This is a genomic window from Ensifer sp. LC384 (assembly GCF_001695865.1).
Taxonomy (GTDB): Bacteria; Pseudomonadota; Alphaproteobacteria; order Rhizobiales; family Rhizobiaceae; genus Ensifer.
On record NZ_MBST01000015.1, the window covers coordinates 49,033 to 61,127 of the forward strand.

At 61.5% G+C, this 12,095-nt stretch carries 11 protein-coding genes and 1 tRNA gene; 9 read left to right on the forward strand and 3 right to left on the reverse strand.

Translation table 11 applies throughout. From position 1 onward, the window contains the following. Positions 1-54 precede the first annotated feature (54 nt). Complete coding sequence (locus tag BC363_RS13560; protein WP_065781547.1) at positions 55-309, reverse strand: YMGG-like glycine zipper-containing protein; 255 nt, start codon at positions 307-309, stop codon at positions 55-57. Between the two features lie 564 nt (positions 310-873). Next, positions 874-949 (reverse strand) — tRNA-Lys (locus BC363_RS13565). Between the two features lie 191 nt (positions 950-1,140). Between BC363_RS13565 and BC363_RS13570 the strand changes: the two genes are divergently transcribed. Next, positions 1,141-1,887: a cytochrome c biogenesis CcdA family protein gene (locus tag BC363_RS13570; RefSeq protein ID WP_065781546.1), complete on the forward strand. Its 747-nt coding sequence runs from the start codon at positions 1,141-1,143 to the stop codon at positions 1,885-1,887. A 207-nt stretch (positions 1,888-2,094) separates the two neighbouring features. Next, a complete protein-coding gene (locus BC363_RS13575) occupies positions 2,095-3,057 on the forward strand; it encodes an AEC family transporter (RefSeq protein ID WP_065781493.1) in 963 nt (320 codons plus the stop codon). Here the strand turns inward: BC363_RS13575 and BC363_RS13580 are convergent. Continuing rightward, positions 3,025-4,236, reverse strand: coding sequence for a UbiH/UbiF family hydroxylase (locus BC363_RS13580; RefSeq protein WP_065781492.1), 1,212 nt, complete (start codon positions 4,234-4,236; stop codon positions 3,025-3,027). The genes BC363_RS13575 and BC363_RS13580 overlap by 33 nt on opposite strands. Before the next feature lie 278 nt (positions 4,237-4,514). Between BC363_RS13580 and pcsA the strand changes: the two genes are divergently transcribed. From pcsA to BC363_RS13615, 7 genes are all read left to right on the forward strand, one after another. Beyond that, entirely contained in the window at positions 4,515-5,240 is a 726-nt protein-coding gene (gene pcsA, locus BC363_RS13585) for a phosphatidylcholine synthase (protein ID WP_065781491.1), read from the forward strand. 10 nt (positions 5,241-5,250) lie between these two features. Beyond that, a complete protein-coding gene (locus BC363_RS13590; RefSeq protein WP_065781490.1) occupies positions 5,251-6,228 on the forward strand; it encodes a quinone oxidoreductase in 978 nt (325 codons plus the stop codon). A 49-nt stretch (positions 6,229-6,277) separates the two neighbouring features. After that, positions 6,278-7,852, forward strand: coding sequence for an ABC transporter ATP-binding protein (locus BC363_RS13595; RefSeq protein ID WP_065781489.1), 1,575 nt, complete (start codon positions 6,278-6,280; stop codon positions 7,850-7,852). Further along, complete coding sequence (locus BC363_RS13600; protein ID WP_065781488.1) at positions 7,842-8,936, forward strand: ABC transporter permease; 1,095 nt, start codon at positions 7,842-7,844, stop codon at positions 8,934-8,936. The genes BC363_RS13595 and BC363_RS13600 overlap by 11 nt, the downstream gene beginning before the upstream one ends. Next, positions 8,936-9,856, forward strand: coding sequence for an ABC transporter permease (locus BC363_RS13605; RefSeq protein ID WP_065781487.1), 921 nt, complete (start codon positions 8,936-8,938; stop codon positions 9,854-9,856). The genes BC363_RS13600 and BC363_RS13605 overlap by 1 nt, the downstream gene beginning before the upstream one ends. Positions 9,857-9,904: 48 nt before the next feature. Beyond that, positions 9,905-10,975 carry a BMP family ABC transporter substrate-binding protein gene (locus BC363_RS13610; protein ID WP_065781486.1) on the forward strand — a complete coding sequence of 357 codons (1,071 nt, stop codon included), beginning with the start codon at positions 9,905-9,907 and terminating at the stop codon, positions 10,973-10,975. Positions 10,976-11,302: 327 nt separating this feature from the next. Further along, positions 11,303-12,049, forward strand: a complete 747-nt coding sequence (locus BC363_RS13615) for a FadR/GntR family transcriptional regulator (protein ID WP_065781485.1) — start codon at positions 11,303-11,305, stop codon at positions 12,047-12,049. Positions 12,050-12,095 lie beyond the last annotated feature (46 nt).

Genomic DNA, 12,095 nt, shown 5'->3' on the forward strand with positions numbered 1-12,095 from the left:
TTCGCTAGCCATTGCTATGCTTGGCGGTCGTGCAATCGGACACCTGGTCGGCTATTATCGGCAGCGTGCCTCGAATCGGCGGCCGTAGCGATCGCGATAGATACAATAGCCTTCGCGCTCCCGGGAACGGCCAATCAGGTTGCCCATGATCCCACCGGCCACAGCGCCGATAGCCGCGCCGCCCCAGCTGTCGCTCACCACGCCCCCGATTATTGCGCCGGTTCCTGCACCGATCGCGGTCCCTCGCTCTGTCTGAGTGCAGGACGCGAGGGTACCAATCATTCCAACCGCAATGATAAGCTTTCTCATGCTTTCATCCCTGTGCTCGATATCAATCTGGGTTATCCTGATACGCGTCTTTGCATCCTCGGCATGAGGCTCAGCATCTACGCAATGCGTACGATTGTCGATAGTGCCGATTCCTGAAGGTGGCCGGCGCGCCGCGTGGCCTCTCATCCGAGTCGCCGCTCACGTTCGCTGCTGGGATAGCTCGAACAACGGTAACCCGCCGGGGGCAAACTGCTCTTCGCCTTCCCAGATGCGCCATTCATTGCTCGGAGCGGCATTCCTAAGGAGAGCGTCGAGCTCCGACAATGCGGTCAAGCGCCACGCCGCCCGAGATCTGCTCGGTTACGGGCCATTCGCTCCAGGGCGTCCACCAGATCCTGAGACACTACTTCGCCCTTCACCCGGAAATGGCGACCACAGCGATCGACAAGATGGTTACCTGGTACGACGGTCATGGAGAAACAGCGATCAGAGTATGCGTACAATGTCGTTGCTTACGACATTTTGGGGGACGTCGGATGCGTCGGAAATCTCGGATGACATTCCAGAATGTGAGGCTAAAAAGCAATGAAATCAGAATGTTGATGGTGAGCGCGCAGGGATTCGAACCCTGGACCTACTGATTAAAAGTCAGTTGCTCTACCGGCTGAGCTACGCGCTCCCTAGCCGCGACCGTGAGGCCCGGCGGAAGTGGGCGGACATATGCACTTGAGCTTCCCGCCGGTCAACCCAAAAATTACTGCTTTCGTGAAGAAATGGTGCATGGCGCAATGATCGCCAAAAGGTGATTGGTATCATCGCGACCATGCGGCTAAGGAATGGCCCAAATACCGCATGCCGGAGTTCTTGCCGTTGTCGATTGCCGATATTTCGATCTGGACCGCCATTCTCGCTGGCGCGCTGTCCTTCCTTTCGCCCTGTGTCCTGCCGCTTGTGCCGCCCTATCTCTGCTATATGGCCGGGGTGTCAGTCGATCAGTTTCGAAGCGGCGAGGCGGTTTCGGCCCGCAGCACCCGGCGCGCCGTTCTGCCGGCAGCCCTTCTGTTCACGCTCGGCTTCGCAACCGTGTTCGTGTCGCTTGGTGCCGGCGCATCCTCGATCGGCCTGCTTTTGCGCCAGCACATGGATCTGCTGTCGCGTATCGGCGGCGTGATCATCATCATCATGGGCCTGCATTTCCTCGGTGTTTTCAAGATCGGCCTGCTTGCGCGCGAGGCGCGGTTTCAAGGCGGCGGCAAGCCGGCGACGCTGTCCGGCGCCTATATCATGGGCCTTGCCTTCGCCTTCGGCTGGACGCCGTGCATCGGTCCGGTGCTCGGCACGATTCTCGGCGTTGCGGCTGCCCGCGATACGGTCACGGACGGTGCCATGCTTCTGGCCGTGTATTCGCTCGGGCTTGCCATACCGTTCTGGATCGCCGCCGGTTTTTCCGGTGCTTTCATGCGCTTTCTCCTGCGATTCCGCCGCCACCTTGGCCTCGTCGAAAAACTGATGGGTGCGCTTCTGGTGCTGGCCGGCCTTGCTTTCCTCTTCGGTTTCATCAGTTCCGTCGCCATCTGGTTCCAGCAGACGTTCCCGATTCTGATGAAAATCGGCTAGGTCTCCAGCGGATCAATGGAGGGGATTGGGCTTCGCCGGTTGCGCCTCAACCTATTGGAATCGATCGGGTTGATGCTATTGGGTTGATCAGGCCCGATTGTGCAGGGCGCGCGAGTACCGTGCCCAAAGCGTGGATACCGCGACGGCGATTGGGCTTTGGGGGATTAGTCGCCTTCAGTGCACGCATGAGCATGGTCGAGGAGAGGCATGACGGAAATTGCTGGCCTGGTGCTGCCGTTCTTCGGGCTGATCTTTCTCGGCTATCTCACGGCCCGCTTGGTCGAGCATCCGGGCGAGGCGATGGGGTGGCTGAACACCTTCATCATCTATCTCGCTTTGCCGGCGCTGTTCTTCAAGCTGGTGTCGCGAACTCCGATCGAGCAGCTGACGCGCGCCGATTTCATCCTGACGAGCGTCGGTGCGACCTATGTCGTCTTTTCGCTGATCTTCATCGTCGGTCTTTTCGTGCGGCGCAATTCCATCGGCGAGGCGACAATACAGGGGTTTGCCGCAGCCTATGGCAATATCGGATACATGGGGCCGGGCCTGGCATTGCTGGCGCTGGGTGACGCGGCGGCAGTGCCGGTCGCACTGATCTTCTGCTTCGAGAATGCGGCACACTTTACCGTGGCGCCGGCGATGATGGCGCTTTCGGGTGGGCGAAAGGAAAACGCTGCGGTTCTTGCCTTTGGCATCGCCCGCAAGATCATCATGCACCCGTTCATCCTGTCTACCTTTGCCGGGGTCGCAGCGGCATTCTTTGCCGTCCAGCCGCCGCTGCCGGTGCAGCGGCTGATCGACTATCTGGCGCAGGCGGCCGCACCCTGCGCGCTGTTTGCCATGGGCGTGACACTGGCGCTCCGGCCAATCAAGCGCATCCCGATCGAGATCGGCTACATCGTGCCGGCCAAGCTCATCCTGCATCCGGTGCTGGTTTTCATCGCGCTCAGCCTGATGGGAAACTATGATCCGGTCTGGGTGCAGACGGCTGTGCTGCTGGCGGCGCTGCCGACCGCGACCAACGTCTTTGTCATAGGCCACCAGTATGGCGTCTGGCAGGAGCGGGCGTCGGCAACCATTCTGATCACGACGTTGCTCTCGGTAGCAACCGTAACCGGGCTGCTCTATCTGATCCGCTCAGGCGCTCTTCCGCCCGATCTTTTCCCGTAAGCTGTCCTTCAGCGCGTGAAACGCGCTGCCGGGGTGTACGCCCTCGCGCATCAACACACTGCGCAGTGGTCCTGCTGCCGAGAGGATGTGCAGGCCGACGGCGCGCAACGCCTGCACCGGGAGGAAGCTTGACAGCAGCGATCGGTTCAAGAGGTCGACGCTCGCCGTGCGACTGATAATATCGAGGCGACGGCGGCTGTCAAAACGGTCGCCGATATCGCCCGGAAGGTTGCCGCCCGTCGGTGCGCCGATCAGATCGACCAGCGTCATCGCGTCGCGAAGGCTCAAGTTGAGGCCCTGGGCACCGATCGGCGGGAAGGCGTGCGCCGCCTCGCCGACAAGCGCGACCCGGCCCTTGCCGAAGCGATGGGCGCTCATGCCAGACAGCGGGAAGGACTGCGGGCCAGCCTCGACCGTGACCTTGCCGAGGATCGACTGCATCCGGTCCTCCACAGCGCGCGAGAGTGCGGCCAGGTCGAGCGCCAGCGTGGTTGCGGCATCTTCGGGTTTACGCACCCAAACGAGGCTCGAGCGGTTGCCGGGCAGAGGCACCTGGGTGAATGGTCCGCTCTCCGTGTGAAACTCCGTCGAAGTGTCCTGGTGGGGAAGCTCGTGCGAGAAGTTGAGGACGACGGCGGTCTGCGGATAGGACCAGGTGCTGACGGAAATCTTGGCCGCTTCGCGCACCGGCGAACGGCGGCCGTCGGCACCGACAACCAGATCGGCCGTGATATCGCGTCCGTCATCGAGCGAGATCCGCGCCTTGTCGCCGGAGAGGTCGAAATCGGCCGCCGACACGGTCATGCGATCGAGCGTTTCGGTCTCGGACGCCCGCTGGCGCAGAATGTCGAGGAACGGGGCGTTCGGAATGTTGTAGCCGAAGGCCGATAGACCGACTTCCGACGCGCGAAAGTTCACCGTCGGCGCCCGCAGCAGGCGGTCAGTCCCGTCCAGAATGCGCATCGTCGAGAGGGGTGCCGTCGACGGCTGCACCTTCTCCCAGAGGCTCAGTTTCTTCAGGTATTCGATCGACTGGTCCATCAGCGCGGTCGTCCGGCCGTCGGACGATGCCGGTTCCGGTCCGATCAGCGCGACGCGGTAGCCAGCTTCGGCGAGCGCGATCGCTGCCAGAGAGCCCGCGAGACCAGCGCCGACGACGGCGATGTCGTAATGATCCATGATGGAAGAACCCTTTCGCTCGCGCCATCAAGCGCCTGCTGTCTTGAACATGATCTTACTTCTAGTCCTCGACAAAGGCGAAATAAATGGGTTGAATCAGCGCAGAAGCAATTTGAAAGTGTCCACAGAACAATCCCCATCGGGCAAAGTCGTGCTTGAATTTTGCTGGCGATACGTTGCAAAGGGTGCATATTACGCGCAATGCGCCGCCAAAGCGGTTGGGGCGGGGTGACGGCCCTGTCTGGCGAAGTGCACAAGGGGATAGGCGGCGTCCGCAGATGAAGTTTTTCAACTACAAACGAGTCCCCTACGCCGAGATCCGCGCCTTCTCCGTGCACATATTGACCGCTTCCGGGTCATTCCTCGCTTTTCTTGGTGTCGTCGCCGCAGCTGAGCACCGCTTCGTCGACATGTTCTGGTGGCTGGGCCTGGCCTTGCTGGTGGACGGCATCGACGGTCCGATCGCCCGCAAGGTGCGGGTCAAGGAAGTGCTTCCCAATTGGTCGGGCGACACGCTCGACAACGTCATCGACTATGTCACATACGTGCTTCTGCCGGCCTTTGCGCTCTATCAGAGCGGCATGATCGGCGAACCGTGGTCCTTCGTTGCGGCGGGCGCGATCGTCGTTTCGAGCGCGATCTACTATGCCGACATGGGCATGAAGACGGACGAATATTTCTTCTCGGGCTTTCCCGTGGTCTGGAACATGGTCGTCTTTACGCTCTTCGTCATTCAGGCAAGCGAACTGACCGCCTCAATCGTCGTCCTCGTGTCGGTGGTGCTAACCTTCCTGCCAATCAATTTCCTGCATCCGGTGCGCGTCCAGCGGTTGAGGCCCTTGAATCTCGGCATCTTCCTCCTCTGGTCGGCGCTCAGCATGTACGCACTGCTTCTACATTTCGAGACACCGGCCTGGGTGGTGACCGGTGTTCTTGCGACAGGCATCTATCTCTACGTGATCGGTTTCGTCCTGCAGATTTTCCCCAAGCTCGGCCAGACCTAGGAGCTCTTCGATGGCACAGGCAATTGTCGTACGCGAACTCGGTGGACCCGAGGTCCTGAAGCTGGAGGGCGTTACGCTCTCGCCGCCGGGGCCGGGTGAAGTGCAGATCCGCCAGGTGGCCGTCGGGTTGAATTTCATCGACGTCTATTTCCGCACCGGGCTCTACAAGTCGGCCGCTGGCCTGCCCTTTGTCCCGGGCAAGGAGGGCGCGGGGATCGTGACGGCCGTCGGCGATGGCGTCAGCCTTTTTGGCGTTGGCGACCGGGTGGCCTATGCCTCGTCGGATGGCGCCTATGCCAGCGAGCGCAACGTCGAAGCTTCGCAACTGGTCAAGGTTCCAGACGATATCCCGCTCGAGACCGCGGCGGCGATGATGCTGAAGGGCATGACAGCGCAATATCTGCTCAACCAGACATTCCAGGTTGGCCCTGAAACGACGCTGCTCTTCCATGCCGCCGCCGGTGGCGTCGGCTTGATTGCCGGTCAATGGGCAAAGGCTTTGGGCGCAACCGTCATCGGTACGGCCGGCTCGCAGGACAAGGTCGATCTGGCGCTCGCCCATGGCTACGACCACGTCATCAACTACCGCAAGGACAACTTCGTTGCCCGGGTCAAGGAGCTGACGGACGGCAAGGGTGTCGATGTCGTCTATGATTCGGTCGGGAAGGACACCTATCCGGCGTCGCTCGATTGCCTGAAATCGCGCGGTCTTTGGGTGAGCTTCGGCAACTCGTCGGGCCCGGTCGACGCCTTCAGCATCGGCATTCTGGCGCAGAAGGGTTCACTGTTTGCGACGCGTCCGACACTCTTCGGTTATGTGTCGACGCGGCCTGCGCTTGAAGCGTGTGCAAATTCCCTCTTTGATATTGTGCAAAGCAACAAAGTGCGTATCAATATAAATCAGACTTATCCGCTTGCTGACGCCGGTCGCGCGCACACGGATCTTGAGACAAGAAAAACGAGTGGAACAACACTGCTGATTCCTTGATCGAAGCCTTAAGGCGGACGGGGATCGACAGAGGGGAAAAGAGGGCAGCGTGCCTGTTGAGGGAGCAACTGCGAACGGTCCGTTGTTGACTGTGAGCAACCTGACGAAATTGTTTGGCTCGTTTGCAGCCTGCAATGAGATCAACCTGCAGATCAACCAGGGCGAAATCCACGCCCTTCTCGGCGAAAACGGCGCCGGAAAATCAACGCTGGTGAAGATGCTGTTCGGCGTTCTGGCGCCGACGGCCGGCGAGATCGTTTGGCAAGGGCGCAGCGTGCGCGTCGCCAGCCCGGCGGCCGCTCGCAAGCTCGGCATCGGTATGGTTTTTCAGCATTTTTCGCTGTTCGAGGCGTTGACCGTCGCGGAAAACATCGCGCTGTCGATGGACGGCAACATCTCGCTCGCCAAGGTCGCGGAAGAAGCCTCGCGCCTGTCGCACGCCTATGGCCTGCCGCTCGATCCCAAGGCGCACGTGGCTGACCTTTCCGTCGGCGAGCGTCAGCGCATCGAGATCGTCCGCGCCTTGTTGCAGAACCCGCGTCTGATCATTCTCGATGAACCGACGTCGGTCCTGACGCCGCAGGAGGCCGATCGACTGTTCGAAACGCTGAACAAGCTCAAGGCGGAAGGTCGCTCGGTCCTCTATATCAGCCATCGGCTTGAGGAAGTGCAGCGCATCTGCGACCGCGCTACCGTGTTGCGCCACGGCAAGGTGACGGGCGCCTGCGACCCCAAGGCCGAAACGCCGGCGTCTTTGGCACGCATGATGGTGGGAAGCGACGTCGCGGCCGTTACCGCCGAGGGCACCAGCACCAAGGGCGACGTGCAACTGGAAGCCCGCCACCTTTCCGTTTCCGCGCGCACGCCGTTTGCCGTTTCGCTGAAAAACATCTGTCTCAAGGTGCGTGCCGGCGAAGTGCTGGCGATCGCCGGTGTGGCCGGCAACGGTCAGGGCGAGCTTTTCGATGCGCTTTCCGGCGAATATCCGGTTGCCGACGACGCTGCGGTGCAGATCAGGCAGAAGCCGGTCGGCAACAGGAACATCAATGCGCGGCGGCTGATGGGCGCAGGCTTCGTTCCCGAAGAGCGTCATGGCCATGCGGCGGTTTCGGCCATGCCGCTCTCGGACAATCTGGTGCTTGCCAGAAGCCGGTCCGATGCAAAAGCCTTCCTCGGCGGCGGCTTCCTCAACATCATCCGCCGAGATGCGGTGACGACGGCAACCAAGCGCATCTCAGAAGCGATGGACGTGCGCAAAAGCGGTGAAGACCCGCCGGCCGGGTCGCTCTCGGGTGGCAACCTGCAGAAGTTCATCGTCGGTCGCGAGCTCGACCGCCAACCGGCCGTCTTGATCGTCAATCAGCCGACCTGGGGGGTGGATGCAGGTGCTGCAAGCCGGATCCGGCAGGCGCTCGTCGATCTCGCCAAGGCTGGGTCCGCCGTGCTGGTGATCAGCCAGGACCTTGACGAAATCTTCGAGGTGGCGACGGAGATCGCGGTGATCAGCGAAGGGCGGCTCTCCGATCCCTATCCGGCGCGCGAGCTTTCGCGCGAGAAGATCGGCCTCCTGATGGGCGGCATGTACGGCAAGACGGAAGGCACGGGGGCTGTGCATGCGCATTGAACTGGAAAAGCGCGCCAAGATATCGGCGCTGTTCTCGATCCTGTCTCCGTTCATCGCCTTCCTGCTGACGATCATTTTCGGCGGCATCATGTTTGCGCTTCTGGGCAAGAACCCGGTTACGGCGCTCTACAGTTTCTTCGTCGAGCCTCTGAGCGAGGTCTGGTCGCTGCACGAACTGGCGATCAAGGCCGCACCGCTTATCCTGATCGCCGTTGGCCTTTCCGTCTGTTTCCGGTCGAGCAACTGGAACATCGGCGCCGAGGGGCAATTCATCATGGGCGCCATCGCCGGCTCGATCCTGCCGGTGGTGTTTTACGAGTGGCAGTCGCCGCTGGTGCTGCCGCTGATGATGCTGATGGGCATGCTCGGCGGCGCGCTGTTTGCCGCCATTCCCGCCTTCCTCAAGGCGCATATGAACACCAACGAGATCCTGACGAGCCTGATGCTTGTCTACGTCGCCCAGCTCTTTCTCGACTGGATCGTGCGCGGCCCCTGGCGCAACCCGCAGGGCATGAATTTCCCGGAGACGCGCAGCTTTGCGGCCGACGCGATCCTGCCGGAACTGATCGCGTCCGGGCGCACCCACTGGGGTTTCGCCTTCGCCATCATTGCGGCGATCCTGGTCTGGTTCATGATGCGCTATACGCTGAAGGGCTTCGAGATCTCGGTTCTCGGGCAATCCGAGCGGGCAGGGCGCTTCGCCGGTTTCTCGTCCCGGCGCATGATCTGGTTTTCGATGCTGCTGTCAGGCGCGCTTGCGGGGCTTGCCGGCATTTCCGAGGTGAGCGGTGCGATCCAACAGCTGCGCCCGGTAATCTCGCCCGGCTACGGCTTCACCGCGATCATCGTTGCATTTCTCGGCCGGCTCAATCCGCTCGGCATCATTGCGGCCGGTCTCGTGCTGGCGCTGACCTATCTCGGCGGCGAAGCCGCACAGCTGTCGCTCGGGGTGTCGGACAAAGTCACCCGCGTCTTCCAGGGCCTGCTGCTGTTCTTCGTGCTCTCCTGCGACACGCTCATTCATTATCGCATCCGGCTGGTTTGGTACCGCTTTACTGCGTCAGATTTGGACGGGAGCCGCTGATGGGGATCGTTGAAGCCATACTGCTGAGCGTCATTACCGCCGCGACACCGCTCGTCATTGCCGCGCTGGGCGAATTGGTGACGGAACGCTCGGGCGTACTCAACCTCGGCGTCGAAGGCATGATGGTCATGGGCGCCGTCTGTGCCTTTGCCGCGACCCAGATCACCGGATCGCCCTATCTCGGGATTCTGGCAGGCGTCGTCTGCGGCGCGGTATTTTCCCTCCTCTTTGCATTCCTGACACTGACGCTGGTTGCCAATCAGGTGGCGACCGGCCTGGCGCTGACGCTGCTCGGCCTCGGCGTTTCCGGCATGCTCGGAGAGAGCTTTCTCGGCATGCAGGGTATCAAGCTGCAGCCGATCGTCATCCCGGTGCTGGCCGAGATCCCGTTCATCGGCCCCTTGCTGTTTCGTCAGGACATCATCTTCTATCTGTCGATCGCGCTGGTCGCAGGCGTCCATTGGTTCCTGTTCAGGAGCCGCACGGGCTTGAAGCTGCGCGCCGTCGGCGACAGCCATGCGTCCGCCCATGCTCTTGGTGTAAACGTCATCACGACGCGCTATCTTGCCGTGATGTTCGGCGGTGCCTGCGCAGGCCTTGCGGGCGCGCAACTATCGCTGGTCTACACCCCGCAATGGGTGGAAAACATGTCGGCCGGGCGCGGCTGGATCGCGCTTGCGCTGGTGGTGTTTTCGTCCTGGCGTCCGTGGCGTCTCGTGGCCGGCGGCTATCTATTCGGCGCCGTTTCCATCAGCCAGCTTCACGCGCAGGCTTTCGGCATCGGCATTCCGTCGCAATTCTTGTCGTCGCTTCCCTATCTCGCGACGATCGTCGTCCTCATCCTCATTTCACATAACCGGCGCACGACCCTGATCAATACGCCGGCATCGCTCGGTAAGCCGTTTGTGCCAGATCGGTGACAATAACAATCCAGACGGACGTTTCTCAAACCGACAGAGGTCAAGAAAATGAAAAAACTATTGCTCGCTCTCGCAAGTACCGCGGCCGTCATCGGCTTTGCTTCGGCCGCCGCCGCTCAGGACAAGGCCAAGGTCTGCTTCGTCTACGTCGGTTCCAAGACCGACGGCGGTTGGACCCAGGCGCATGACATTGGCCGCCTGGAACTGGAGAAGACGCTCGGCGACAAGATCGAAACCCAGTTCCTCGAAAACGTGCCGGAAGGTCCGGACGCCGAGCGCGCAATCGAGCGTATGGCCCGTTCCGGCTGCGGCCTGATCTACACCACGTCCTTCGGTTTCATGGACGCGACGATCAAGATCGCCCAGAAATTCCCGGACGTGAAGTTCGAACACGCAACCGGCTACAAGAGCGCGCCGAATGTGGCGACCTACAACAGCCGTTTCTATGAAGGCCGCTACATCCAGGGCGTGATCGCTGCCAAGATGTCCGAGAAGGGCGTCGCCGGCTACATCGCTTCCTTCCCAATTCCGGAAGTGGTGATGGGCATCAATGCCTTCGTCATCGGCGCGCGCTCGGTTAACCCGGACTTCAAGATCAAGGTCGTATGGGCAAACACCTGGTTCGACCCGGGCAAGGAAGCCGACGCTGCCAAGGCGCTGGTCGACCAGGGTGTCGATATCCTGACCCAGCACACCGACACGACGGCGCCGATGCAGGTTGCCGCAGAGCGCGGCATTAAGGCCTTCGGCCAGGCATCCGACATGATCGCCGCAGGCCCGCAGACCCAGCTGACCGCGATCGTAGACACCTGGGGCGCCTACTACGTCAAGCGCACCCAGGCCTTCCTCGACGGCAAGTGGGAAACCACGTCGAGCTGGGATGGCCTGAAGGACGGCATCCTGACCATGGCGCCCTACACCAACATGCCTGACGACGTGAAGAAGCTGGCCGAGGACGCGGAAGCCAAGATCAAGTCGGGCGAGCTGAAGCCGTTCACCGGTCCGCTGAAGAAGCAGGATGGCAGCGAGTGGCTGGCCGCAGGCGCGTCGTCGGATGACGGCACGCTGCTCGGCATGAACTTCTACGTCGAAGGCGTCGACGACCAGCTGCCGAAGTAAGCACGGCGAAAGAACGCAGCAAATGTGCAAACCCCGCCGCGATGGCGGGGTTTGTCGTTCTTGTCGGCGGGTCGAGACACGACGCAGCGGCTTGTTGACACCGGGATCCCGGCGTTGGTTGGCTTGCTGAGAACGGCGCAATGAATGGTTGTGGCCGACCGGATTCGGCCATAGTGCAGCTTTGGTGCATTTCGTGTAATGCTTGAGGAATCGGATAGGCTGTTCTCGGGCCCGCTCGTCGTGTTCGTGGGGATGGGTGGACGGGGAATGGCAGTAGGGGCGCTGCATTTGGCGCTGTCAGGCAAGGGAGTGCCTGGAGGAGGTGGGTTGAACAGGAGTTTGCTGGAGACTGTCCTTTCCGGGACGCGGAAGCGCACCAGTCATGCGCATGTGGTCGACCAGCTTGGCAAGGCGATCGTTTCAGGCGAGTTCCCGATCGGGTCGATCCTGCCCGGCGATCCGGAGCTTGCGGCGCGCTTCAAAGTATCGCGCACGGTTCTTCGCGAAGCGATGAAGACGCTTGCCGCCAAGGGTCTGGTCGTTCCACGTGCGCGCATCGGCACGCGCGTCACGCCCAGGAACGACTGGAACCTCTTCGACAACGATATCCTGACCTGGCATTTCGAATGCGGTGTGGACGAGGAATTCCTCTATCACTTGAGCGAAGTCCGCCTGGCCTTCGAACCGCATGCGGCTGCCCTTGCCGCAAGGAATGCGTCTGACGCAGAGATCAGCCGCATGATGCGCCTGGCCGTCGCCATGGGTGAAGCCGGGCACACGGCCGAGAGCCTCGCGTATGCCGATCTGAAATTCCATCTGTCGATTGCCGAAGCCTCGGGCAATCCGTTCATGCGCACGGTCGGCGGCCTGATCGAGGCGGCGCTGGTCGGCATTTTCAAGCTGAGTTCGCCGGTCGCTGAAAAAGGCGGCGTCGACGAAGTTGCCCGCAATCACATCCGGATCGTCGAGGAAATCGGCCGGCGTGACGAGGCGGGCGCACGGGCCGCGATGGAAAATGTCATCAAGATCGGGCGTGAGCGCGTGCGTGGCGCCCTGCGGTCGGACGAAAGCTGAACCGCCTTCGCCGGATTCTTCCGCAATTCCGCCTGCTCCTACCTCG

Excerpts from the sequence above, each read along its gene's own strand:
- BC363_RS13560 (WP_065781547.1), bottom strand. The coding sequence starts at position 309 with ATGAGAAAGCTTATCATTGCGGTTGGAATGATTGGTACCCTCGCGTCC.
- BC363_RS13575 (WP_065781493.1), top strand. The coding sequence starts at position 2,095 with ATGACGGAAATTGCTGGCCTGGTGCTGCCGTTCTTCGGGCTGATCTTT.
- BC363_RS13580 (WP_065781492.1), bottom strand. The coding sequence starts at position 4,236 with ATGGATCATTACGACATCGCCGTCGTCGGCGCTGGTCTCGCGGGCTCT.
- pcsA (WP_065781491.1), top strand. The coding sequence starts at position 4,515 with ATGAAGTTTTTCAACTACAAACGAGTCCCCTACGCCGAGATCCGCGCC.
- BC363_RS13590 (WP_065781490.1), top strand. The coding sequence starts at position 5,251 with ATGGCACAGGCAATTGTCGTACGCGAACTCGGTGGACCCGAGGTCCTG.
- BC363_RS13600 (WP_065781488.1), top strand. The coding sequence starts at position 7,842 with ATGCGCATTGAACTGGAAAAGCGCGCCAAGATATCGGCGCTGTTCTCG.
- BC363_RS13605 (WP_065781487.1), top strand. The coding sequence starts at position 8,936 with ATGGGGATCGTTGAAGCCATACTGCTGAGCGTCATTACCGCCGCGACA.
- BC363_RS13610 (WP_065781486.1), top strand. The coding sequence starts at position 9,905 with ATGAAAAAACTATTGCTCGCTCTCGCAAGTACCGCGGCCGTCATCGGC.